Raw genomic sequence first — 24,402 nt, 5'->3', positions numbered from 1 at the left:
ACAAAAAATGATTCAAAGCGCCAGCAGGTGCCGTTAGAGCAAGCCCTACCTGCATTTTTCATCAGACACGCAAAAGGACAGCGCCCAAGCGCTGCCCTTTTCCCGTTTCACTCGTCGTTCCATCACGCTAAAAATCAATCAAACCGAGACTGATTTGTAGCGAATCGCTCACTTTGCGCATAGTTTCTTCATCTAAGTGGGTGATTTTGTCGGTAAGCCTTTGCTTGTCGATCGTCCGAATTTGCTCCAGAAGAACAACAGAATCACGATCAAAGCCATGCGTCGCCGCGTCGATTTCCACGTGTGTAGGCAGCTTTGCCTTCTGAATCTGAGCGGTGATAGCTGCCACGATCACGGTAGGACTAAACCGGTTGCCGATATCATTTTGAATGATCAGCACAGGTCTGACGCCACCTTGCTCGGAACCGACTACGGGTGAAAGGTCTGCAAAAAAAACGTCGCCGCGCTTTACGATCAATATGGATTACACCCCGCTAACTGTACGGCCCAAGGTGCTGTTTGCATCTTCCTCCGCGTGAAAGGCTTCGGATGCCATGGTCAAGTTAATTTTAGCCATTTCCATGTATCCACGCTGCATAGCTTCACGAATGTAACGTTTTTTACGTTCGCCTACATACAGCTTCATGGCCTGCCTGATAAATTCACTGCGGTTGGAATTTTCCATAGCTACGATCCCGTCCACTTCCTGTAAGAGATGATCTGGCAAACTGATCATTATTCTTTTGGTGTTCTGCAAATTGGCCAACTTCTCTTCCACCCCCAAAACCTTGTCGCCATTGTACCATTATAACGTTATTCCCGGTAATTTATTCAAACGGAATACAAGAATGTATATGATATTCGTATATCATCTATGCTGCATTCCATTATAAACTACGCAGTTCGTTTTCGTACAGGCGTTTGATCCCCGAAATACAAGTGTCAGCGGAGCCTGATGCGTCTTTTGACAGTTATAGCGCTCTTTTCTTTCCTTTATACATATTTCGGGACGTTCTGCGAAAACTCCTGCTTTTATTCGGTAATTTGCGTTATGAAATTAATTCCAGTGGGTTGGAAGAAGCGAGTTCACTCGAATAACAGGAACATGACCTCGTGTGTATACACGCGGTACCCTGTCTGCGATCATGCAGATCACCTCATAGTGGATCGTACCAAGCTTGGATGCCAGCTCATCCGCCGCGATAGTTTCGCCGGACTGCTGACCGATGAGAACAACCTCTTCGCCGGTTTGGATTTCTTCCGCATCTTCTGCGAAAGATTGTAAGGATACCATACACTGGTCCATGCAAATCGTGCCGAGTACCGGGACGCGGCGACCGCGTATCAATACTTCGATCTTCCCACTCAGCATGCGGGAGTATCCATCCGCATAGCCGATTGGCAGTGTACCGATCCGTTCTTCACTGGAAGTCACATACCGGGTGCCATAGCTAACTCCCCAGCCGGGAGGAAGCGTCTTGGTATAAACCACCGCCGTCTTCAATGACAATACAGGCAGCAGTTCAATGGCTTGCCGGTTAACCTCATCAGACGGATACAGACCGTATATACTGATACCAATCCGCACCATATTGGGGGAAAGAGAAGGGGTATCAATGGTAGCGGCGCTATTGGCCGTATGTATAATGGGAATGGTGATACCTTGTTCCCTTAGCGCTTCCGCCACGCCCCGAAACCGATCATATTGTAGCAGTGTATAGCTTTTGTCTTCTTCATCCGCGCGGGCAAAATGGGTGTACATGCCTTCCAGCAGCACCTGCTCTAATTCGTGAGCCTGCCGGACAAAAGCCATAGCCTCTTCTCCAGGCAGCAAACCCAGTCTTCCCATGCCGCTGTCTATTTTGATGTGCACCTTCAGCTTGCGTTCATTTCCTTGGCAGTCCAGTCTGCGGATACCCTCCAGCACTTCTTCACTGAACACAGTCAATGAGATATCATGCTCCCAAGCCGTTTGTACAGCTTCCGGTGGGGTATAGCCGAGTACAAGAATCGGTAGCTGAACCCCCGCATGACGAAGCTCCAACGCTTCATCCAGAAAAGCGACGCTCAAATAATCCGCACCAAGGCGTTCCAATTCCTTTGAAATTTCCACGGCACCGTGTCCGTAGGCATTCGCCTTGACACAGACCAGTATCAGCTTATCCGCTGGCAATGCCTTGCGAAAAGCTTCATAGTTGGCGCCAAGGTGATCCAGGTTGATTTCGGCCCGGGTCGATCTGTATTGTGCTTGCAAATCCAGTCACCTTCTTCAATTGTTAGCCTGTAACATAACCTTTTACCATTCGGAGTGTGGCAAAAGTGCTTGCTTCCAAAGGTTAATGGTAATGTTCAAAAACGTGGCTGTCAATGGCAGGGGGGCTTTACCAGCCTCCTCTACCATCTCTACAATAAGCAGGATATACAAGCGATGCACATCTTAGACTGCGAATGAACAAAAGACGGATACGGGCGGCAGCAGAGCATTTTTACACTCTAGACCGTCTGCATCCGTCTATAAAATTTTATTTACCCGATTGATCCTGTATAGAAGCGGCAATTTGTATCATTTCGCTCACAGGCAGGTCAGCACTGGTGATTCTGAACTCGATTCCGTCATTCATCCAGGTCATCGTCTGCTGTTCGCTTCCGGTCAGCACGGCGAAGCTTCCTCCAATATCAACCAGTTCGCCTGCGGCCAGTGCGACCGCCCGATCTTTTGGACGTGCCTCCACAATGGTATAATTATATGTTCCACTATACCGTAGCATCACGGCATGTGTACCATTATCCTCCAGCTCCGGCGTATCCTTGATCTGTACTCCGGCTGGCGTGTAGGACGGTTCGATCAAGCCGAACTCACCCATCACAGCTTCTGCCGCATCTGTTCCCGCTGACGTTCCGTTTGCAGCATCCGATGTGCCCGGGGTTTGTTGCTGCCTCTCTGCGTTGGCTGCGTTGGCTGCTTTGTCCGGTTTGGACGTATCGTTTGTGGCAGTACCGTCCACCTTGGCTTGCCCTGACGGTTGCTGGACTGCATCCCCTGCGGTCCCCTGCTCTTGTCCGGGTTCGCCAGTCGTCACGCCAGTCGTCCCATCCATCGCACCGGAAGGATCAAGCTGACTGCTGGGATCTACTGCTCCGGAAGATGGCGCCCCTGCGCTACCTGTACTCGTCTTACCTGAAGCCATATTCCGCTCCATATCAAAAGAGTCCTTGTCAAACTTCGTATCAAAAACAAATTGATCGAATTTCAGATCAACAACTACCTTGGCATTCGCATCAGACACCTGTACCTGAGTGGGTGCATAGTCATTTTTGGACAGCCATATCTTTTGTCTCACCAGCGCATGGCTGTTGTAATTCGCTGCCACATCAAACACATAGGATTTATCGTCGGTAGCCAACTGACGGGAGGCATCGCCGATAATGCTGCGAACCAACGTTTCATATAAATATACTTGACCCTGATTGTTTGGCCAGTCGCTTTTGAAACGGAAGCTTTTGTTCAGGCTGGGTGTTAGCACAAATACACCCTCATCATTACGAAGCACAATTTGCGTAACATCCTTTTTCTCGTTCGTCATGGCAATTCGGTAATAGGACGGCTTGCGGTAGGAAATATCCACCTTGTATTCCTGCGGCGTGTCGCCGGTATGCAGCGTCATCAAAGCTGTACCGTGGTAGCTGTTCAGGTCGCTCACCACGTCACTCAAATCTTTAACCACATCGTCCGCGCTCTTCTTGCCGCACCCGGCCAGCAGCAGCGTTACACACATGACCATGGCGAGCATCCATGAAATCCGGCGCATGTCATCAACCCCTTCAGCACATGTTTTAAATGAATTAGTACATGTCTATGAAGGACTTGTTCGATTTATGCAGACTGGCATGACAAGCTTGAACGTATCCTTGCGTAATGCTATAAAATCTTTTGGAGAGTGATCATAAATTCATACAGAAAATAAATCGAAAAACCGATCAAAACCACGCCTGCACCGATCGTAACCCACTTGATAGCGGTTCGATTCATGGCTTTCCGTGTTGTGGCTACGAGGGTCATCAAGCCTAAATCATGGATAAGAATACCAAACAAAATACCTAAGCCAACAATCAAGAATTGACTTGTATTTGACCGATCAAATGAGCTTGCCAGCACAGTTCCAAAAACACTCACCCAGAACACTAAATTTCCTGGTGAAACAGCTACAAGCAGCCCATTTTTATAGGAAGAAAATAATGATTTCGTCTTTTTCTCTCCTTCTAGCGCAATATCATGATCTGCATTTTTAATGCTGTCGTACCCCACGTAGCACAAAAAAAGGGCTCCAACGAACCACATAATCACTTGTACCACAGGTAATGACAAGACTGAGGCCAGACCAAAATACAAGCCAGTAATTAATAACAAATCGATGGTCATCCCCCCAAGGCCCACAATCCAACCATGCATGAATCCATTCTTTAGCCCTTGCTTCGTCATTTCAACCGTAATTGTACCTACAGGTAGTGCTATAGAGAAACCTAGTAAAACATATGTAATAAACAATGCCATTTCAAAACCCCTTTCAAATGTATAAAAATGCTATTCTATACCATAAAAAATGACAAATCAATAAAATTTGAAGAATGAAATGAGCTAAGAACACATGAGACTTATTTTGTACAAAATCGGATTCATTGACCAAGTTTGTCCATTGAGTATTGAGGGTTCAGCGCTTATCATAGCTTTTATGATAATAATTCTCATTTGCAAAATTCTGAATCATTCTATTATACGGAGGTTACTATGACCAACAAGAGCTCGACAATCAACAAAAAATCTACTCGACCATACACTGCTCTCATCTGCCTATTCTTTCTTATGGGGGCATTGCTGCTGGGATGTGGCGCATCTGACAATCAGAGTGCAAACAGCAACACGATAGCATCTACAAAAACATCGGAAGCTGCCACAACTCGTGAATACACAGACTATAAGGGACATACAGTGAATATTCCCACGACTCCTCGGCGCATTGTTTACTTTGGAGAAAACTATGGGGATTTATTGGTTTTAGGCGTACAAGCTGTAGGTACATCAACTTCTATGATTGAAGGCAAGGTTTACGAAAAGCAGGTTCAGAACGTGGCTGATCTGGGGTTCCCGATTAATTTGGAAAAAGCCTTGGAACTACAGCCTGACCTGATCATTACCGCCGATACAGATGAAAAGCAATACGCAGCGTTAACAAAAATTGCACCTACAATTATGTTCGATACCTTTGCCCCGTTAGACGAACGTTTGCTGCATCTCGGAGACATTGTGAACAAGAAAAAGGACGCTGAAGATTGGCTTGCCCAATATAAAATAAAGGAAGCGGAGATGTGGACCAAACTTCACGCAGAAGGTGTTAAGGCGGGGGAAACTGCTTCAGTCTTTACCTACTATCCAGGTGACCGTTTATTCGCAATGGGACGGACAGGACTGTCACAAATACTGTATGAAAAGAATGGTTTCAAACCTACCCCTCCTATCCAGAAAGCACTGGATGAAGACAAAGGATTTGTACAAATATCTCAGGAAGTGATCGGACAATACGCTGGAGATCGGATTTTCATACTAAGAACACCAAGTTCAGAAGCCGAACAATCCACCGAACAGTTAATGAAAAGCAAGCTGTGGCTCCAGCTCCCTGCTGTCAAACAGGGTCGTGTGTACACTCAGGATATTGGCAAAACTGAAAGTGATGCTTCCACTCGAGAATGGCTGCTGAAGGAATTGCCCAAGCTCATCAGATAAAATTGGAGAAGCTTATCGACACTTGTTGATAGGCTTCTTTTTTGTTGAACCTAAAGGAGGTATACTCATATATACATGATAACCATTCTCAATAAAAGGAGCAATACTGTGAACCAGTCTTCGTCGTCCGTATATCCTCCTCCGTTCAGCTCACTGCTTTTTCATTTTAAAGAAATTGCGTTGATTGGTGAGCCTACCGATGAATTATTATCACGTCCCAGTTCATATCACTGTCTTCTTATGTTCATCAGTGGGACAGGGATGGTGGACATTGGCCCAGAGCAGTATCTATTCCATACAGGTCATGGGTATTGGCTAGCTCCAGGTGAATCCTATCAAATCGCTCCCCTGAATGGAACTGTACCTGAATACTACAAAATCACGTTTGAGGTCATCGCTTTGACGTCGGAACCACAAGCGGACATGGCCTTGGCTGAACACGCAGCGCGCATGCCGTCCATATATCATGGAGCTGTCCTGCCGGAACCGCGCGAATACATCGTCTCCTCTTCTTCCTCCAAACTTATTCAGTTGATTGAAGAGTTATTTTATAGTACCCAACAAACGGTACAGCCGCATAACCAAACATCCGTATTACGGCAGCAAATCATGTTTCAAGAGTTGTTTTTGCTGTGGCAGGAAGATCACACCGATATTGATCAAAACAATACCTCTAATCCGGCATTGCCAGCATCGGTAGAAGGCACTCTCTCATATATGGAAAACAACTATGAAAAGCCCATTACCGTCAAGCAGCTTGCCGAGCAGGCGAACGTTTCCATATGGCAATACTCGCAAATGTTTCGTAAAATTACAGGCAAAAAGCCGCTGCATTACCTCACTGAGCTGCGCTTGAATCATGCCAAGCGGCTGCTGCTGGATTGCAAACGGCCTTTACGTGAAATAGCCCGTCAGGTTGGTTTCTCTGACGAATATTATTTTAATCGACGGTTTAGGCAAATGACCGGGATTCCCCCTGGCAAGTACGCACTTTCTGTCTCCGGTTCTGTGCGCGTCAAGGATTGGACGGGCCACCATATTCATATTCCGCGCCGAGCAAGCCGCATCATCTATCATGGAGAAACGATGGGCGATCTATTGGCATTAGGGGCCAAAGCCATCGGCGGAAGTCTGCAACTCAGTGAATACAGCGTCTATAAACATCGTCTTGTGAATGTCGCCGATGTAGGCCTTCCACTGGATACCCGCTTGACCAGTGCTCTTGATCCTGATCTAATTATCATCGCCAATTCGGACGAACAGGAATATAAGCGCATTGCCAGCATCGCCCCCACCGTCACCTTCAACTCCTTCGCCACGCTGGAGGAACGGATGCGTACACTTGGCGCCTGGCTCGGTAAGGAGCGGGAGGCCGAACGCTGGTTGTCTACCTTCAAAGCCCGTAATCTGGCAATGTGGCAGCAGCTCGGTACGCAAATCACAGCCGGAGAAACGGCCTCCGTCTTCATCTTCGATCATGGTGATCGGCTCTTTGTCATGGGTATGTCCGGATTCTCATCGGCCCTCTACCACCCCCAGGGCTTTCAGCCCGTTGAGCCGATCCAAAAGGTGCTCGACGAGGGACACGGCTTCGCGGAAATAGATCCGAACGAATTGCCTGATTACGCCGGGGACCGCATTTTTATGCTTGTCCCGACAGCCCCAGAATCCAAACGTACGCTGGAACGCATGATCAGCAGCCCTCTCTGGCGCAGCCTCCCTGCTGTACGTCAAGGTCGGGTATATTTCGTAGAAGCTGAACGCTGGAACTGGAGCGATGCCATAACCCGACAAAAGCTGCTTACTGCACTGCCCAAACTGCTTGGTACTTCATCCTGAGAAGCTGCCATTTTCTAAAGATACTACATTAGACCTTGAATGCTTCCATCTGCCTCCAGCGACATATGCTCAGCTGCTGGCGATTTGGGCAATCCTGGCATCGTCATAGTATTGCCTGTTTCCACGACCACAAAGCCTGCCCCTGCAGACAAAGCAACGCTGGACACGTGAATGGTAAAGCCTTCCGGTGCACCTAGCAGAGAAGGTTGATCTGAGAAAGAATACGGCGTTTTGGCCATGCATACAGGCAGTTGTCCAAAACCAAGCTGCTCCATACCGGCCAACGCCCGTTTGGCCGCAGGAGTGTAAGCTACCTCTGCCGCACCGTAAATCTCCTTCGCAATAACACTAATCTTCGCTTGCAAACCAAGGGTATGCTCATACAATGGTGCAAAATGGGCTTTGTCCTCCTGGAGCAGGTTGAGCAGGCTTTGGGCCAGCTTTTCTCCCCCTTGGCTTCCCTGTGCCCACACCTGTGACAACTCTACGGGTACTCCCAGCTTGAGGCATTCCGAGAAAATCAGTTCCAGCTCGGCTTCGCTATCTGTTACAAAATGGTTGACCGCTACCAGTACTGGCACGCCAAACTTTTGCAAATTCCGTACATGCCGATTCATGTTGGCTAATCCAAGTTGCAATTGCTCCAGATTTTCTGCGTCCAGCTCATTTTTAGCTACACCGCCGTTATATTTCAGCGCTTTGGCGGTTACGACCAACAGAGCCGCATCTGGCTGCAAACCGGATTGACGGCACTTGATGTCAAAAAACTTTTCTGCCCCCAGCTCAGCCCCGAACCCAGCCTCCGTGACAACCACCTCTCCCAACTTCAGGGCTAGCTTCGTACCGATCAAACTACTGCATCCATGCGCAATATTCGCAAAAGGTCCGCCGTGCACAATAACTGGAGTTCCCTCCAACGTCTGCACCAGATTGGGTTTCAATGCTTCCCGAAGCAGCACAGCCATACCTTCCACCGCATGTAGTTCCTCAGCTGTTACCGTTTCGCCATCTTCGTTATAACCAATCACCATCCGACCCAATCGCACTTTAAGATCGTCCATATCTTCACTTAAACATAATACGGCCATCACTTCTGAAGCCGAGGTAATCAGAAAACCACTTTCTCTCACTGCTCCATTACCTGACCCCAATCCGGTTACAATGTTTCGTAAACTCCGGTCGTTCATATCGACAGCGCGTTTCCACACAATCCGCTCGGGTTTCAACCGCAAAGCATTTCCATGAAATAAATGGTTATCGATCATCGCTGCCAGCAAATTATGCGCTGCCGAAATCGCGTGAATATCACCTGTAAAATGGAGGTTAATGTCTTCTGCTGGAACAATCTGGGCTTGTCCTCCCCCAGTTGCTCCTCCTTTCATGCCGAAGCAAGGGCCAAGGGACGGCTCACGTAACGCAGCAACGGTTTTATGCCCCAGCGCATTCAGCGCCTGCGACAGTCCAATGGTGGTCAGCGTTTTGCCTTCTCCCGCTGGCGTGGGGTTCATCGCCGTAACCAGCACCAGCTTTCCATTCGGACGATCCTTTAACTGCTCCCACAGGGACGGGTTCAGCTTTGCTTTATATTTTCCATACGTCTCTAGATGTTCTTCTTCAATTCCTGCTTCTTTGGCTATATCAATAATCCTCTTCATCTTTCGTTATGTACCCCCCGTTTTATAAGTCTGACCGATGGTGTCAAACCCTGTATCGTTTTATTTTACCAAAGTGTGCCGCTTATTGCGCTATGATTCATTTCATCGCAAGCGTTGCTATCATGTGAGTTATTAAAAAAGAGCCTCCCCCGCCCGTATGGACTTTGGTGGATGCCCTTTTGATACGTCTCGTTTAACAAACAGCTCTCAAATTAACCTGCAAAGTTAGCAGCGTAATTTTCAGCAATAAATCCCTTAGAAATCAGGATAGATTGGGATTTCTTAGTAGCAGGGCCATAGCCTTGGGACAGCAGATCATTAATATGTAAGCGATTATAAATGAAGCAAAATACAAAGTTGGACGCCCCACTCGTAAGGATCGATACCAGAAAAATAATAACAGCCCACTTCCAATCCCCTCTAAACAACGCAGGGAAAAAACCGAAAAAGAGCGTAGTCCATGAAAAACCTACTTTGCGTTCCTTGATCATTCCAGTTTTATTTCTTAATTTAATCTTCATTTACCCCTTACCTCTCTTTATATAGTCTTTTAGAACTATATTAGATTATATAGGACAGAGGGAATAAATGGAACTCATTTCGTAAAATCATAAATTTCTCAAATACGCTCTAGTTTATAATGCTTTTCCAGCACTTCTTTAAAAACATCAACAGGGTACTTGTATTCAACAGTTTTGAAAACAATCCGGTTATTCCACTGGTTTTTTTCCAGTTCGCACCCATGCTCCATATCCAGTTCCTTCATAATAAATATAATCTCATCTAAGGTTACCAACACACTATGTCTATTCGTCGTAGTTGCCAGCATCTGCTCGCCTTCCTGTGTGTATGCCTTCACGATCTGCTCATCAAACCCTTCGCTGATCATTAATTCCTTCAAGGCTTGTATAAAAAGAGTCGGCAAGTTTTTGTACTGCGATTTTTTAATCCCAAACAGCGTGATGCTTAAGCGGGATATATCATGCATAAACACTATATTTTTTCTTCGATTCAGTAAAAATAAGCTGGCATGCCAACTATTTAAAGGCGGATAAATATCAACTTGAAGTGGTTCAGTCTCCCATTCCTTCAGCAGTTTTTGTGTTCCTCGTATGACAAACATCGTTGCTCTCCTTTATTGACGCTCCTGTACCGCAGCGTGATTCGACATACCTGATTTCTTGTATAAAGCATGTCACGTATATCATAACATCGTATTCCAAACACCGGATTATAAACTCTTTCAGTATAATAGAGGAAAGATATATTGCCAGACACAGCTGATTACGTAACTCCCTGGGACGATCCAGGGAGTTTCCATTTTTTCTTTGGATATTTTTTATGGAAATCCCCTCCACTGCTCTATATAATTCAGGTACAGTTCGTCACACGAGCTTAATCTAAAAATTAGGGGTGTTCCACACCTATGCCACAGCATATTTTACTTATTGAAGACGATCTATCCATTGCCGAAATGCTACTTAAAGCACTCACTAAGGAAGGATACAGCCTAACCACTGCCTATGACGGGGAAGAGGGGCTTCTTGCCTTTGAACGTCATACCTATGATCTGGTACTGGTGGATTTGATGATGCCGAAGGTGGACGGTATGGAGGTGATTCGACGAATTCGTACCCATAGCGCCGTCCCGATTCTGATTATGTCAGCCAAGGACAGCGACGTGGATAAAGCGCTTGGACTGGGCTTTGGGGCAGACGATTATATTGCCAAACCTTTTTCAATGCTGGAAATGACCGCTCGTATTCAGTCCGCGATCCGAAGATCTACTACATATGCCCGTCAGCAACAGCAGGAGGAACAGCCGCAAGCACAAGTTTTGACCTACGGCAGTCTGTGCATTGATTTTGATCATTTTACAGTCATACGCAATGAAAACGAAATTCAGCTAACAGCCAAAGAATCCGATATTTTGAAGCTGTTTGTAGCCAATCCAAACCGGGTATTTACAAAAGCACAATTATACGGATTTATTTGGAAGGACGATTATATGGGCGACGAGAACGTGATTAACGTCCATATTCGCCGCCTGCGTGAGAAAATTGAAGAAGATCCCTCTCATCCTGTCCACATTAAAACGCTATGGGGCATTGGCTACAAATGGGAGAATGGCTGATATGAACATCGAAAACATTTCTGAATGGATTGTCGGTCTCATCATGTCAGTCGTTATAGTATGGCTTTGGCGGGAGCGTATGGCCAATAAGCGCAAAATAAGGGATATCCGAGCCCTACTAGAGCGAATAGTGACGGTGAATCATGCGGAAAAGCTGCTATATGTCACAGGTGACGTTGAACTGCAACGACTCATGACGGAAATTAATCGACTGCTGGACTTGAATCTCAGAGTGTCTGCAGATTACAACCGTAGCCAAATTGCTATGCGCAAAATGATTTCGAACATTTCACACGATCTCAAGACCCCGCTTACGGTTGTGCTTGGATATGCCGAGATGCTGGATGGCGATCCGACTATTTTGCCGGAAGAACGTATAAAGCTGCTATCCAAAATTCATCAAAAGACAAGCGAAGCGATTGAGTTGATCGGAAGCTTTTTTAATTTGGCGAAACTGGAAGCTAATGATACGGATATTCCGTTGACACGACTGGAAGTGGGAGAACTGTGCAGACGCAGCATTTTAGAGTTTTATGACCTGCTGACTGCACAGGGGTTTACTGTGCATATTGAGATCCCGGAGTACCCCATTCATGCCTTGGGGAACGAAGGAGCGATTGGGCGGGTGCTGAATAATCTGATCTCGAACGCCATTCGCTACGGGGCAGATGGACGGACGCTAGGCCTGACGCTGTCAGAACAGCAGGATACAGTGCGTATAGAGGTATGGGATCGTGGCAAAGGCATACAGGAATCTGAGCAAGATAAAGTTTTTGAACGTATGTACACACTGGAGGACTCCCGCAATAAGGCGGTACAAGGCAGCGGACTGGGCCTTACGATTGCCAAACGTCTGGTTGAAACGATGAACGGAGAAATTCAATTGACCAGTAGACCTTATGAGCGGACAGTCTTCTCTTTTACATTGAAGAAAATCAACTATTAATCGAACTCAACATACTCAACTTAATAAATTTGTAAGAATCACGAAAGAAAAATGAACATTTCGCCCTTTATCCTTGAATTATCAGCAGTATACGAAGGGAGAACACCCATGACTTACGTAATACGTACACATCAGTTGACCAAAGCCCTGAAGGGTAACGAAATTGTAGCGGGAGTCAGCATGAATGTGCGCAAGGGAGAAACCTATGGCTTTCTCGGCCCTAACGGGGCAGGCAAGACGACGATGATGAAAATGATTACGAATTTACTCAAGCCGACATCGGGTGAAATTGAATTATTCGGTGAGAAATTAACGCCAAAGTCGTATCATCTGCTCGGACGGATGGGTTCGATTATTGAATACCCGATTTTTTATGACAGGCTGACGGCGCAGCAAAATCTGGAACTTCATTGTGAATACATGGGCTACTATAATAAGCAGGCTGTCCGAGATGCCCTGGAATTAGTAAACTTGCAGAATGCGGGTGACAAGTCGGTAAAAGACTTTTCACTGGGAATGAAACAGCGTCTCGGGATTGCCCGCGCTATTGCGACTAAGCCAGAGCTACTCATTTTGGATGAACCGATTAATGGTTTGGACCCCGTGGGAATCAAGGAAATCCGCCAACTATTCCACATGCTATGCAAGGAATATGGGATGACTCTGCTCGTGTCCAGTCATATTTTAGCGGAAATAGAGCAGATTGCGGATACGGTAGGCGTGATTAATCACGGAAGGCTGATTGAGGAAGTGTCGATGGAACAGGTGCGAGAAACCAATACGGAATACATCGAATTTACGACCAACGATTGTAAAAAGGCGGCCTACGTCCTCTCCCATCATCTGAATCTGAATAATATAAGGGTGCTCAATGAACAGAATATACGTATTTACGACTCAAATGTACCGCAGAAACAAATTACGAAGACGCTCATTTTAAATGATATAGAAGTGGATTCCATTCATCAGAAAAGCAGTACGCTAGAAGACTACTTTTTGCGGCTGTTAAACGGAGGTGATCTCCATGCTTAAATTGATGCAATTGGAGCTGAAAAAATTTCATCTGGCGGGTTATATCCGTTCAGCACTGATCGCCAATGCATGCATTCTTGGGTTGCTCTGTATCATCGCGCTGGACAGCCAAAGTACAGGAATACCCGAATTTACACAGTACACTCAGCTTCTCGATCTCATGGACATGCTGGTCAGAGCCACATTTATTGTGTTTGCCTCTGTTCTTCTGTGCCGCTTTATCGTAGGGGAATTTAAGTCCAAATCGATTACGATCCTGTTCATGTATCCGATTCACCGTCAGAAGCTGATGATCGCCAAGCTCTTGGTTGTGCTGCTGTTTACCTTCTTATCTATTATTATTTCGGAAATAATCATTACGGCTGCTATTCATCTGCTCAACCAGCTTGTCTTGATTGTACCCGATAACCTTACTCTTTCGATACTGGGTCAACAATCAGCACGGACGCTGATCAATGCCGTTGCTGCCAGCTTTATGGGACTGGTTCCGCTGTATATGGGGATGCGAAGATACTCTGTACCCACCACCATTGTGACCTCAATCCTGATTGTAGCATTGCTTTTCTCCAATAATAACGGCGCTACACTTAGCTCCATAGCCCCCGTGCAAATAGGCTTCTCTATACTGGGAATGCTTGTGGCTTATGCAGCGATTCGACGCATTGAGTATAAGGATATTACTTCATAGTATGTAACTTAGTAAAACGCTTTCGAAAAATAGATGAAAATCATTGTTAGATATACACACATTTTTCACTGGACTTCATTCTAAAACAGGTATATCCTATAGGAGAAATTAAAAAACGGAATAAGGATCTTCGGGGTAGGGTGAGATTCCCAACCGGCGGTATGGCTCATGGAGCTAAGCCCGCGACTCTGTATCTGGCAACAGGATACGGACTGATTTGGTGAGATGCCAAAGCCGACGGTAAAGTCCGGATGGAAGAAGATCGAAATATCAACATGCCGCGAAGTGGATGAATGCTGCGTTATGGGTTTTGCAGTAGCAGTAACTTCATTTAACTTGCATAAAGCGGCAAGTTTATTTGATCAACCCCCGTCTTGCATGGCCTTTCGCCATAGACGGGGGTTTTTGTGCCACCGGTCCTGTATTCGCAAGGAGCTAATTGAGTATGAGTCAATCTTCTACTGTACTAACATCCAAAGGTTTTGATCATAGCTCCCACATGAAAAGCGGTTTTTGGCTGGTCGCAATAGGAGCAGCCTTGTGGGGCGCTGATCCGCTGTTTCGTATTATTTTGCTAAAATCATTTACTTCAACACAAATTGTACTAATGGAGCATATGCTGCTTTTCCTTGCTCTGACACCGATGCTGTGGAAACATCGTGAGGAACTCAAAGCGGTACGGCTTCGTCAAGTTTTCGCTATTTTGTTCGTCTCGTGGGGCGGCTCGGCTCTGGCCAGCGTGATTTTTACCATGGCGCTCAGCAACGGTGATCTGAATGCTGTACTCTTACTCCAGAAGCTTCAACCATTGGTCGCTATTATTCTGGCCCGCGTTATATTGAAGGAAATGCTGCCGCGTCATTTTGGATTATTAATTGTCGTCGCTCTGTTCGGGACGTATCTTCTGACCTTCGGTTGGTCGCTCCCCTTCGGGCATGTTCGTGATTTTGCCCAGGTCGGTAGTCTACTTGCACTGGGTGCAGCGGTTCTGTGGGGCGGTTCGACAGTCATGGGAAGCTACTTGCTTCGTTCAATGAAATATGAAACGGTAACCTCCCTCCGCTTCATGGTGGCGCTCCCTCTGCTGATTGTCCTCACCTCTGTAGAGCATGCGCCATGGAATATGCCTGCCGGTACATGGGCAGGCGCAGCTGTGATTATCAACTTGCTATTGCAGGCATTGCTTCCGGGTCTTCTTAGCTTATTGCTGTATTACAAAGGCTTAAGTACGACCAAAGCGTCTTATGCTACGATGGCAGAATTGAGCTTTCCCATGGTGGGGGTCGTGATTAATTGGATCGCATTTCAGCAAATCGTTACTGTAGCGCAATTGACTGGTTTTATGCTCATCTGGATTACGCTCTTTATGATTTCACGTCAGCAAAAAAATTAACAGTTCAATGTCCCCTTCATGACTCACCCAAGCCAAATTGTGAAGATGCTTTTGCATCTCCGATTTGGCTTTTTATGTGTTCGCATTAATATTAATCATAGTTCTTTAGACCTGTTTTTCAAAAAAAGTGTCTAAAATATGCTACTATTTCTCGTTTCCCAATGATTACATCTATAAAATTCGTCGGTTTATGTCGAATAAAACAATGTAGTGATCATCAGACACAGAGGAGCAAGAACTATGACTAAAACAAAACAAACAGTTCCGTGGTGGAACAGGTTTCTCAAGCAGTTTTATTTAATGAGGACAAGATTAATAATATCTTTTTTAGCTGTGTTATTGATTCCGAGCGTACTTATCGGGTACTTTTCTTATCAGGGGGCTACGACACAACTCAGTCAGCAAATGGGCGGTTCCGTATACACGAATCTGTATCTGATCCGGAGCAATGTCAATCAGTATGTAGCGCCTATTATGAAAGACCTGGACGTGCTTACCACTGAAATCAATTCTGATTCCATTGGTACCAACCAAGAGACCCTTCAGAAAAAGTTAGATGTTATCGTCAAGGCTCACCCCGAGCTAGATGCAGCGCTTCTCGGCAATGAGAAGGGGCAATACATACGTTCGCCGAAAAAACAGGAGTCCGATTATGATCCCAGGGAGAGAAAATGGTACAAAAACGCGATGCTGGAAAAGGGTAAAGTATTCGTCGGTGTTCCAGTTGCCAGCGTCACGACAGGGAATTTAGTCGTTAATATATCGGGAACGCTGGAGGACGGTGAAGGAGCTGTTGCCCTGGCTTTGAACCTGGACAAAATGAGTGAAAGTCTGCAGTCTGTTAAGATTGGTGAGCGCGGAGGACTCATTATTGTTGATTCTGAACATAAAGTTGTATCTGGGACTGGAACAGCTTTCAACAAGACAGGCAAAAAAGCGGCTGACGCCATAGAAGGACTTCCCGAAGTGGCGACAACCGTCGAAAATGATAATCCTTCCATGTCGCAAATTCAATTTATGAATCGAGATATGCTGGCCTTTACACTTAAGGACCCTCTCACCGGTTGGAGCATTGTCGCACTGTCGGATCTGGAGGATTATAGTGATGCAGCCCAACCAATTCTGAAACAAAGCCTGATTGTGATTGTTATTTCCATACTTGCCGCGGCGATCATCATTGTGCTTATGGTCCGCTCATTCTTAATTCCGCTGCGCAAGCTGCAAGCAGGAACACGCATCGTCCGTGACGGAAATCTGACCGAACGTGTTAATCTATCCAGCAAGGATGAGTTCGGCGAACTGGCACAGAATTTTGACCAGATGACGCATTCCTTGCATACGATGGTCTCAGAGGTCAACCAAACCTCCTCCCGACTTGCTTCCTCTTCCCTGATAATCAAGGAAAGCACAGAGCAAACGACGGAGTCCGTACAACATGTAGCGGAAACGGTTATGGAATCCGCGGAAAATGCAGCCACCAGCGCCGAGGCATCCGAGCAGACCGCTAATGCCGTTGAAGAAATGGCGAAGGGTGTCAGCACCATTGCCGAATCGGCAAGCTCCATCGTGGATTCAGCAGGACAAACCGAGCATGATGTGGCTCAAGGCAGCCAAATGATCAGTAGTGTACGGACCCAAATGGACCGTATTCTGGAGGCTGTCAGCCAAACGGCTAGCTTAATGGATGAGCTATCCCAGCTCTCGGACGATGCGAAGCAGATGAATACGGCTATTGCCGCCATTGCCAAGCAAACCAATTTGTTGTCTCTGAACGCGTCTATTGAAGCTTCCAGAGCTGGCGAAGCCGGGCGTGGATTTGCCGTAGTCGCTATAGAGGTACGCAAGCTGTCTGAGCAATCCAAGGAAAGCGCGGATTCCATCAGTCAGATTATTACTCAGATGCTCGATTTGATTCAACGCTCTACCGCTACCATGAACGGTAATGTTCGTAACCAGGTAGGTGAAGGTATGCGTATTAGCCAAGATGCAGAAGGTGCATTTACGAATATTGAGCGCTCTACTTCTCATATCGTGGAACAAATTCAAAGTGTGTCCGCTGCTGCTGAACAAATCTCAGCCAGTACAGAGGAAGTCTCCGCCACTGTTACCCATTTGGCAAGCCTGTCTCGCAATTCGGCGGACAGCTCGCAGACAACATCTGCTGCTGCTCAGGAACAAATGGCAGCTATGGAGGAAATTGCCTCTTCGTCACAGGAGTTGTCCAACATGGCGCAGGATTTGCAACAGCTGGTTAAGCGATTTAAGATTTAACTTACTACTAACAAAAGCCTTCGTCCGTATACAAATTACGGGCGAAGGCTTTTTACATTTGAGTTCTTGATATGCTCTCTCTCTTGTTACTTATAGGGTCATCTGACCGGTTAAATGACGGCGTCTATCTCCTTCAGGGTCGTGCTCCACCTTAATATTCTGATGGAAAATAGCTGTAGTCCGCTCTTCTCTGTCGTACATCGGCCAAGCCCCCTCGGACAGCACTGGCTTCCCATCACGTGCAAAAGCAACCCATGCCTGCTGCATATCTTGAGCCAGCTTCTGCATCGAAGGTTGAATCTCTAATCCAAGCTTATCTAGCAGCTCCAGATTATCGAAAACAAACGCAATCTCTGCACCGTGAACCGCTTGTCCAAAGGTAGGATGCCCCGGCAATGTCCAATCAAAACGATACATCCATACAGGCGCATGCGCCGACTGTGCAACAGCAAGAGCCAACGCAGGACGCCAAAAAAATAGATCGGTCAACATTTGCGCCTGTCCCTCAATCGTAACCGGAAAAGGTTCTATCAGGTCGCCGATGTCTGACATGCCCGTCATCATTTCCAATGCCTGTCTCGCTGTCGACTTGTTCATTAGATGGGATTCTTTTCGGATGAAATAGCCCCCCTCATGCAAGTTCGTTCCAATCAAAACGGAAACCTGCTTTGCTGAACCTTGCGCGATTGCAGACAGGGGTACATCTGGCAAGGTCACACCGTCCACAACGGGTTGATAGATCATCGCCATCCCTGGTCCGATGACTTCATGCGTCTTCGCCATCGCTAGCATCAGCGCATCTGTCGGCAGGCTAAACAACCTCTCTGGATGCTGAGTGTCCACACCCAGCTGCTGTAGATACACAGCCGTCACTTGCTCGGCCTGTGAAGTTGGCAATACCTGCGACGCACCGCTCTGCAAAATCGCACGCTGGAACAGTCCTTTAGCTGCTGGCATCGCCAATAAAGCGGCAATACTCATCGCGCCTGCTGATTCACCGAACACCGTCACTTCGTCCGGATTGCCACCAAAGGCAGAGATGTGATCCCTAACCCATTCCAGCGCAGCGATCTGATCCAGTAGTCCCGCATTAGAGGTCAGGCCATCTCCCTTTGGAGTCAGATGCAAAAACCCTAACGGCCCCAATCGATAATTGATCGTAACAACCACAACATCGCCATTCTTCGCCATGCGTTCCCCGTCATATAAAGGTATAATCCCGGACCCCGTGACAAAGGCACCGCCATGAATCCACACCATCACTGGACGTCCCTTCTCAGGAGTCTTCGAAGCAGGTGTCCAAACGTTCAGGTATAAGCAATCCTCTGACTGCTTAGGCGGTTCCACCAGATTTCCAGTCATACTTTCAGCGGATGGCATAGGTTGCGGACAGATTGGCCCAAAACTCGTCGCAGCCCGCACACCCTCCCAAGACTCCAAAGACTGGGGCGCGTGAAAACGTAGTTTTCCAATAGGAGGCTGTGCATATGGGATACCTTTCCATACATGATATCCATTTCCTGATTCCCCACGCAATTGACCTAGACGAGTATGTACTATAATACTCTCCATCATGAAGCCCCCTTTATTTCGTAAGTTCAACACAACGGTATAATATCAATCTTTACATATCTCTATTATACCCTTTGCACACGGCCAAACCAAAAAATACCGGAAGCACTTTTGCGCTCCGGCATTTTTATAAACAAGATAGGGAAATAGCGATTAATCCCGAACTTCTTCTTTTGGAATCAGCTTGTAAATTTCTTCGCTTTCCATAGAGTCAATTAGTCGGTCTAGCCACTTGTAATAAGCGACGGCCTGCTTCATCTTCAAACGATCTTGCTGAAGAATCGCCTTAAATTCCTCGTACTCTTCACCCTGATTCATCAATTTGTCCAGCTCATCAATGGCTTTGCGCAGTACCAGTAAATTTGTTTCTACCGCTTTTCTCCATTTAATAGCGAAGAAGTCAGTAAATGTTTGATGCCAGTCATATTCAACTTCATACAAATCCTTGCGTGAGCCTTTGCTCCATACCTTATTTACCATTTTCAGATCCAATAATGTGCGAACTCCTGTACTCATGCTCGTTTTGCTCATTTCCATTTCACGGCCCATCTCGTCCAGCGTCATTGGTTTATCCGCAAAAAAAAGCAAACCGTATAAATGCCCCGCAGACAAAGTAATCCCATACAGGTCCATGTTTTTACCTATAGCTTCTATGACACGTTTGCGAATTTTTTGCAGCGAAGCCTGCTGCTCATCACCTAACTGGTACAAGCTCATGCTTGCAACCTCCTAATTTTAGAGCATTTTGCACAACCTAGTATGAACGATTTACCCGTAAAAGATTAGCTTTGACGCAATATATGAAATCTTTCAACAATAAATGAAATGTTTCAAAAGCAAAGCTTCTGTCTATATTACAACAGCATGGGTCGTTCAAAATCATAATTCGCAAAATTGCTAATGATAGTAAACTTTTTAAATTATGGATATACATAAATCTTTTTCTTATGGTTATATTTCATTGTCTATTTTAAAAAAAGCACTATCGGTTGTAAAGTTCCGAATGTTTGAGCATTCTATAGAACGAAGGAGCATATCTAAGGAAACTTTGTACAGTTTTTTCTGTACGTACTTTATGAACAGTTTTTTTGTTTGAAATGTAAGCAATGCTTCTGTTACAATTAATTTTGTCATTAACCGTTCAGGATGTTCAGAATTATGATTTTTATACTCAATCCTTAATGCAACATGGGGTTAATACCAAGCAAAGTATAGAAAGAAGAGGTGTATGTATGACGATTTTGGAAGTCAAAAATGTCAGCAAACTCTTTGGTCCTCACGCAGAGCAAGGTGTTCCGCTCCTGGAGCAAGGCTGGGGCAAGGAAAAGTTGGCCAAAGAAAAACAGATTACTGTTGGTGTCAATAAGGCCAACATGGAAATTAAGCAAGGTGAAATTTTCGTAATTATGGGGCTATCGGGCAGTGGCAAGTCCACTTTGGTGCGAATGCTAAATCGCTTGATTGAGCCTACCTCCGGTGAAATTCTGGTCCACGGCAAAGATCTCCGTAAGATGAACAAAGAACAACTTCGCGAAGTTCGTCGTAAAACCATCAGCATGGTTTTTCAAAAATTCGCTCTGTTCCCACATCGGACTGTATTAGAAAATGTAGAATATGGTCTTGAAATTCAAAAGGTAGAAAAAGCACAGCGTCAGGAAAAAGCGCAACAAGCGCTGGAACTGGTTGGTCTTAAAAACTGGGGCGATAAAATGCCCGATGAATTGAGTGGCGGTATGCAGCAGCGTGTCGGTCTGGCACGGGCGCTGGCTAATGACCCTGAAGTGCTCCTGATGGATGAAGCGTTCAGTGCATTGGACCCGCTCATTCGCCGTGACATGCAGGATGAGCTGTTGGAGCTTCAGGATAAAATGAAGAAAACCATTGTGTTTATCACCCATGATCTGGATGAAGCGTTGCGGATTGGTGACCGGATTGCATTGATGCGAGACGGTGCGGTCGTACAAATCGGTACACCGGAAGAAATTATGATCCAACCGGCTAACTCTTACGTAGCCCGCTTCGTCGAGGATGTGGATCTGTCCAAGGTATTGACGGCTGCTCATGTCATGCTTCGTCCAGAAACCATCACCATGGATCGTGGTCCGCGTGTGGCTCTGGAATTGATGCGAGAGCGTGGGATTTCCAATTTGTTCGTCATTGACCGCACCAAAAAGCTACTGGGTGTTATTAACGCCGAGGATGCTGTTCATGCACTGCGCAATAATTTGAAGATTGAAGATATTTTGATCACGGACGGACCGCAGGTTGCTGCCGAAACTGTCATTAATGATTTGTTTGAAATTACAAGCTCGTCCAAAGTGCCGCTAGCTGTGGTCGATGATAAGCAGAAGCTGCTAGGCGTTATCGTCCGCGGAGCATTGCTCGGCGCACTTGGTGGAGATGTTACTACTACGAAGGAGGTGAATGCCCATGATACCGAAACTGCCAATCGCTGAGTGGATTCAAGCCATTGTCGACTGGATGGGTATTCATCTGGCTGGATTGTTTAATGTTATTTCTTCCATTATAGAAGCTGTAGTAGGCTTTTTCTCAGGCCTGTTCATGCTTCCACACCCTCTGGTGTTCATCGTGATCATCGGGATTATCGCCTTTATGATCGGGCGGGTTCAGCTTACGCTATTTACTGTCATCGGCTTCCTGCTGATTGATAATCTTGGTTATTGGAGTGAAACAATGAATACGCTCGGACTGGTCATCACGTCTGCGCTCGTATCCATTGTTATCGGGATTCCCATCGGGATCTGGTGTGCATACAGTAAATCGGCATCACGCATTATCACGCCTTTACTTGATTTTATGCAGACGATGCCTGCGTTCGTGTACTTACTCCCAGCGGTTACCTTTTTCAGCCTGGGTGTTGTGCCGGGTGTTATCGCATCTGTTATCTTTGCTATCCCCCCAACCATTCGCATGACCAACTTGGGAATTATGCAAGTATCAGGTGAGCTGATCGAAGCATCAGACGCTTTTGGTTCAACATCTGCGCAAAAGCTGTTCAAAGTTCAGCTTCCACTTGCATTGCCTACCTTAATGGCTGGTATTAACCAGACGATTATGCTGTCACTGTCTATGGTTGTCATTGCTTCCATGATCGGTGCGGAAGGCATCGGTGCTGTTGTGTACCGTGCTGTGACACAGCTGCAAATAGGTAAAGGTTTTGAAGCCGGCTTAGCTGTTGTCGTTCTGGCTATTGTGCTTGACCGTTTTACGCAAAACCTGTTTAAACCTACGCAAAAAGGCAAAAGCCGCGTATCCAGCAAGCAAAAAGTATGGATTACTTCTGCAGTTACAGCTGTCATTTTGATCGCTGGTGCATCCCAATATTTTGTGGGTACAGATCATTCCGCATCTGGCAAAGGTAACGCTGCTGCCAACCCGGTTGGCGAAGAAGTCGGTTACAAAATTATCGGTATTGATGCCGGGGCAGGCATTATGAAATCGACTGCCAAAGCAATTCAAGACTACAATTTGTCTGATTGGAAGCTGGTTGAAGGTTCCGGTGCAGCTATGACGGCCACACTGGACAAAGCCATTAAAGCGAAAAAACCGATCATTATTACAGGTTGGACTCCTCACTGGATGTTCAACAAGTATGATCTCAAATATTTGGAAGACCCTAAGAAGTCTTATGGTGAAGCCGAGGGGATTCATACGATTGCCCGTAAAGGCTTGCAGCAGGATGCTCCTATCGCTTATGAGTTTCTAAAACGTTTCAAATGGACACCAGAAGATATGGGTGAAATGATGGTCGCCATTCAAGCCGGAACCAGTCCTGAGCAAGCTGCCAAGGATTGGGCGGAGAAACATGCCGACAAGGTTCAGGAATGGACTCAAGGACTGCAACCTGTCAATGGTGACACCTTCAAGCTAAGTTATGTGGCTTGGGATTCTGAAATTGCCAGCACGAATTTGCTAAGTTATATTTTGGAGAACAAACTGGGTTACAAAGTAACCGCACTGCAAGTGGAAGCAGGTCCTATGTGGACGGGTGTCGCTAGTGGTGATGTAGATGCTTCACCGGCTGCATGGCTGCCGCTAACACATGCGGATTACTGGGCTAAATACAAGGATAAGCTCGACGATCTTGGGGCTAATATGAGCGGTGTTAAAACCGGATTGGTCGTTCCAGCTTACATGGATGTTAAATCGATTACTGATTTGCAGGATAACGGAGCCGAAGCGGCTCCGGCTTCCGCCACAACTGGGGACTTTGGCAAAGAGGTCGGCTACCGCATTGTCGGTACCGACCCTGGCGCCGGACTAATGAAGCTGACCGCTAAAGCTATGAATGACTATGGCTTATCCGACTGGAAGCTGCTTGAAAGCTCTGGAGCTGCTATGACTGCTACACTGGATAAAGCTATCAAAGCCAAGCAGCCTATCGTCGTAACAGGTTGGACACCTCACTGGATGTTTAACAAATATGATTTGAAATACTTGAAAGATCCTAAAAAAGCGTACGGTGATAAGGAAGAAATTCATACAATCGCCCGCAAAGGTTTGAAGCAGGATGCTCCTGTGGCTTATGAATTTCTAAGCCGATTTAAGTGGACTGCTGAAGATATGGGTGAAGTGATGATCGCGATTCAGGACGGTACTGCCCCACAGCAGGCTGCCAAGAATTGGGCTGATAAACATCCTGACAAGGTTCAGGAATGGATCAAGGGTCTGCAGCCCGTCAACGGCGATCCTTTGAAGCTAAGCTACGCTGCTTGGGATTCTGAAATTGCCAGTACGAACGTATTGAAATATGTATTGGAACAAAAATTGGGCTATAAAGTAACAGCTCTGCAAGTGGAAATCGGCCCGATGTGGACTGGCGTAGCTGGCGGAAGTGTAGATGCTACCGCAGCCGCTTGGCTTCCATTGACGCATGCTGATTATTGGGCTCAATACAAGGATAAGGTGGATGACATCGGAACCAGCATGACTGGCGTTATGTCCGGGCTTGTCGTTCCATCCTATGTGCCGATTGATTCTATCGAGGATCTTCAGCCGCCGCAATAATATTTTTTCTGCTTTTAAACCATACGAACAAGCAAAAGGCAGATCAGGGTTTACTCCTGATCTGC

At 46.3% G+C, this 24,402-nt stretch carries 20 protein-coding genes and 1 riboswitch; of the genes, 10 read left to right on the top strand and 10 right to left on the bottom strand.

Annotation, left to right across the window (positions count from 1 at the left end; all coding sequences use genetic code 11):
• Window positions 1-127 precede the first annotated feature (127 nt).
• From MHH57_RS06515 to MHH57_RS06495, 5 genes are all read right to left on the bottom strand, one after another.
• The gene (locus tag MHH57_RS06515) at window positions 128-478 is read right to left on the bottom strand and encodes a type II toxin-antitoxin system PemK/MazF family toxin (protein ID WP_007429335.1); all 351 of its coding nucleotides are present in this window, start codon (window positions 476-478) and stop codon (window positions 128-130) included.
• Window positions 479-484: 6 nt separating this feature from the next.
• Window positions 485-766, bottom strand: coding sequence for a ribbon-helix-helix protein, CopG family (locus MHH57_RS06510; protein ID WP_007429334.1), 282 nt, complete (start codon window positions 764-766; stop codon window positions 485-487).
• A 291-nt stretch (window positions 767-1,057) separates the two neighbouring features.
• Window positions 1,058-2,254, bottom strand: coding sequence for an alanine racemase (gene alr, locus MHH57_RS06505; RefSeq protein WP_039269622.1), 1,197 nt, complete (start codon window positions 2,252-2,254; stop codon window positions 1,058-1,060).
• A 268-nt stretch (window positions 2,255-2,522) separates the two neighbouring features.
• Entirely contained in the window at window positions 2,523-3,809 is a 1,287-nt protein-coding gene (locus MHH57_RS06500; protein ID WP_209949622.1) for an outer membrane lipoprotein-sorting protein, read from the bottom strand.
• Between the two features lie 110 nt (window positions 3,810-3,919).
• On the bottom strand, window positions 3,920-4,552 hold the full coding sequence (locus MHH57_RS06495) for a LysE family transporter (RefSeq protein ID WP_039269618.1): 633 nt from the start codon (window positions 4,550-4,552) through the stop codon (window positions 3,920-3,922).
• A 234-nt stretch (window positions 4,553-4,786) separates the two neighbouring features.
• On the opposite strand from MHH57_RS06495, the gene MHH57_RS06490 reads away from it, so the two are divergent.
• Both MHH57_RS06490 and MHH57_RS06485 read left to right on the top strand, forming a co-directional pair.
• Window positions 4,787-5,779, top strand: coding sequence for an ABC transporter substrate-binding protein (locus MHH57_RS06490; RefSeq protein WP_342434966.1), 993 nt, complete (start codon window positions 4,787-4,789; stop codon window positions 5,777-5,779).
• Window positions 5,780-5,887: 108 nt separating this feature from the next.
• Window positions 5,888-7,618 (top strand): ABC transporter substrate-binding protein, encoded by a 1,731-nt coding sequence (locus MHH57_RS06485; RefSeq protein WP_342434965.1) that lies wholly within the window; start codon window positions 5,888-5,890, stop codon window positions 7,616-7,618.
• A 23-nt stretch (window positions 7,619-7,641) separates the two neighbouring features.
• On the opposite strand, the gene MHH57_RS06480 is transcribed toward MHH57_RS06485, so the two are convergent.
• The 3 genes from MHH57_RS06480 to MHH57_RS06470 all read right to left on the bottom strand — a co-directional run bounded on the left by MHH57_RS06480 (window position 7,642) and on the right by MHH57_RS06470 (window position 10,396).
• Window positions 7,642-9,273, bottom strand: a complete 1,632-nt coding sequence (locus MHH57_RS06480; protein WP_165144898.1) for a formate--tetrahydrofolate ligase — start codon at window positions 9,271-9,273, stop codon at window positions 7,642-7,644.
• Window positions 9,274-9,485: 212 nt separating this feature from the next.
• Window positions 9,486-9,794: a hypothetical protein gene (locus MHH57_RS06475; protein WP_029516338.1), complete on the bottom strand. Its 309-nt coding sequence runs from the start codon at window positions 9,792-9,794 to the stop codon at window positions 9,486-9,488.
• Window positions 9,795-9,892: 98 nt separating this feature from the next.
• On the bottom strand, window positions 9,893-10,396 hold the full coding sequence (locus tag MHH57_RS06470) for a hypothetical protein (protein WP_029516337.1): 504 nt from the start codon (window positions 10,394-10,396) through the stop codon (window positions 9,893-9,895).
• Window positions 10,397-10,699: 303 nt separating this feature from the next.
• Between MHH57_RS06470 and MHH57_RS06465 the strand changes: the two genes are divergently transcribed.
• From MHH57_RS06465 to MHH57_RS06440, 6 genes are all read left to right on the top strand, one after another.
• On the top strand, window positions 10,700-11,407 hold the full coding sequence (locus tag MHH57_RS06465; protein WP_029516330.1) for a response regulator transcription factor: 708 nt from the start codon (window positions 10,700-10,702) through the stop codon (window positions 11,405-11,407).
• Between the two features lies 1 nt (window position 11,408).
• Window positions 11,409-12,353: a sensor histidine kinase gene (locus tag MHH57_RS06460; protein WP_049816929.1), complete on the top strand. Its 945-nt coding sequence runs from the start codon at window positions 11,409-11,411 to the stop codon at window positions 12,351-12,353.
• Window positions 12,354-12,461: 108 nt separating this feature from the next.
• Window positions 12,462-13,385 (top strand): ABC transporter ATP-binding protein, encoded by a 924-nt coding sequence (locus tag MHH57_RS06455; protein ID WP_342434964.1) that lies wholly within the window; start codon window positions 12,462-12,464, stop codon window positions 13,383-13,385.
• Window positions 13,378-14,073, top strand: coding sequence for a hypothetical protein (locus tag MHH57_RS06450; RefSeq protein WP_029516327.1), 696 nt, complete (start codon window positions 13,378-13,380; stop codon window positions 14,071-14,073). The genes MHH57_RS06455 and MHH57_RS06450 overlap by 8 nt, the downstream gene beginning before the upstream one ends.
• 122 nt (window positions 14,074-14,195) lie before the next feature.
• A riboswitch (FMN riboswitch) is annotated at window positions 14,196-14,340 on the top strand.
• A gap of 178 nt (window positions 14,341-14,518) precedes the next feature.
• Entirely contained in the window at window positions 14,519-15,466 is a 948-nt protein-coding gene (locus MHH57_RS06445) for a DMT family transporter (RefSeq protein ID WP_165144889.1), read from the top strand.
• Window positions 15,467-15,706: 240 nt separating this feature from the next.
• Window positions 15,707-17,737 carry a methyl-accepting chemotaxis protein gene (locus MHH57_RS06440; RefSeq protein ID WP_342434963.1) on the top strand — a complete coding sequence of 677 codons (2,031 nt, stop codon included), beginning with the start codon at window positions 15,707-15,709 and terminating at the stop codon, window positions 17,735-17,737.
• 90 nt (window positions 17,738-17,827) lie between these two features.
• Here MHH57_RS06440 and MHH57_RS06435 read toward each other — a convergent pair whose 3' ends face one another.
• Complete coding sequence (locus MHH57_RS06435; protein ID WP_342434962.1) at window positions 17,828-19,309, bottom strand: carboxylesterase/lipase family protein; 1,482 nt, start codon at window positions 19,307-19,309, stop codon at window positions 17,828-17,830.
• A gap of 153 nt (window positions 19,310-19,462) precedes the next feature.
• Window positions 19,463-20,026 (bottom strand): transcriptional regulator, encoded by a 564-nt coding sequence (locus MHH57_RS06430; RefSeq protein WP_029516323.1) that lies wholly within the window; start codon window positions 20,024-20,026, stop codon window positions 19,463-19,465.
• A 515-nt stretch (window positions 20,027-20,541) separates the two neighbouring features.
• Here MHH57_RS06430 and MHH57_RS06425 point away from each other — a divergent pair.
• Window positions 20,542-21,765 carry a glycine betaine/L-proline ABC transporter ATP-binding protein gene (locus MHH57_RS06425; RefSeq protein WP_029516322.1) on the top strand — a complete coding sequence of 408 codons (1,224 nt, stop codon included), beginning with the start codon at window positions 20,542-20,544 and terminating at the stop codon, window positions 21,763-21,765.
• The gene (locus MHH57_RS06420; RefSeq protein WP_039269601.1) at window positions 21,740-24,337 is read left to right on the top strand and encodes a glycine betaine ABC transporter substrate-binding protein; all 2,598 of its coding nucleotides are present in this window, start codon (window positions 21,740-21,742) and stop codon (window positions 24,335-24,337) included. Before MHH57_RS06425 ends, MHH57_RS06420 begins: the two co-directional genes overlap by 26 nt.
• The last annotated feature ends 65 nt before the right edge of the window (window positions 24,338-24,402 follow it).

It is taken from the genome of Paenibacillus sp. FSL H7-0442 (assembly GCF_038593105.1).
GTDB classification, from domain to species: Bacteria; Bacillota; Bacilli; order Paenibacillales; family Paenibacillaceae; genus Paenibacillus; species Paenibacillus polymyxa_D.
This window is presented reverse-complemented; position numbering and strand designations above follow the sequence as displayed.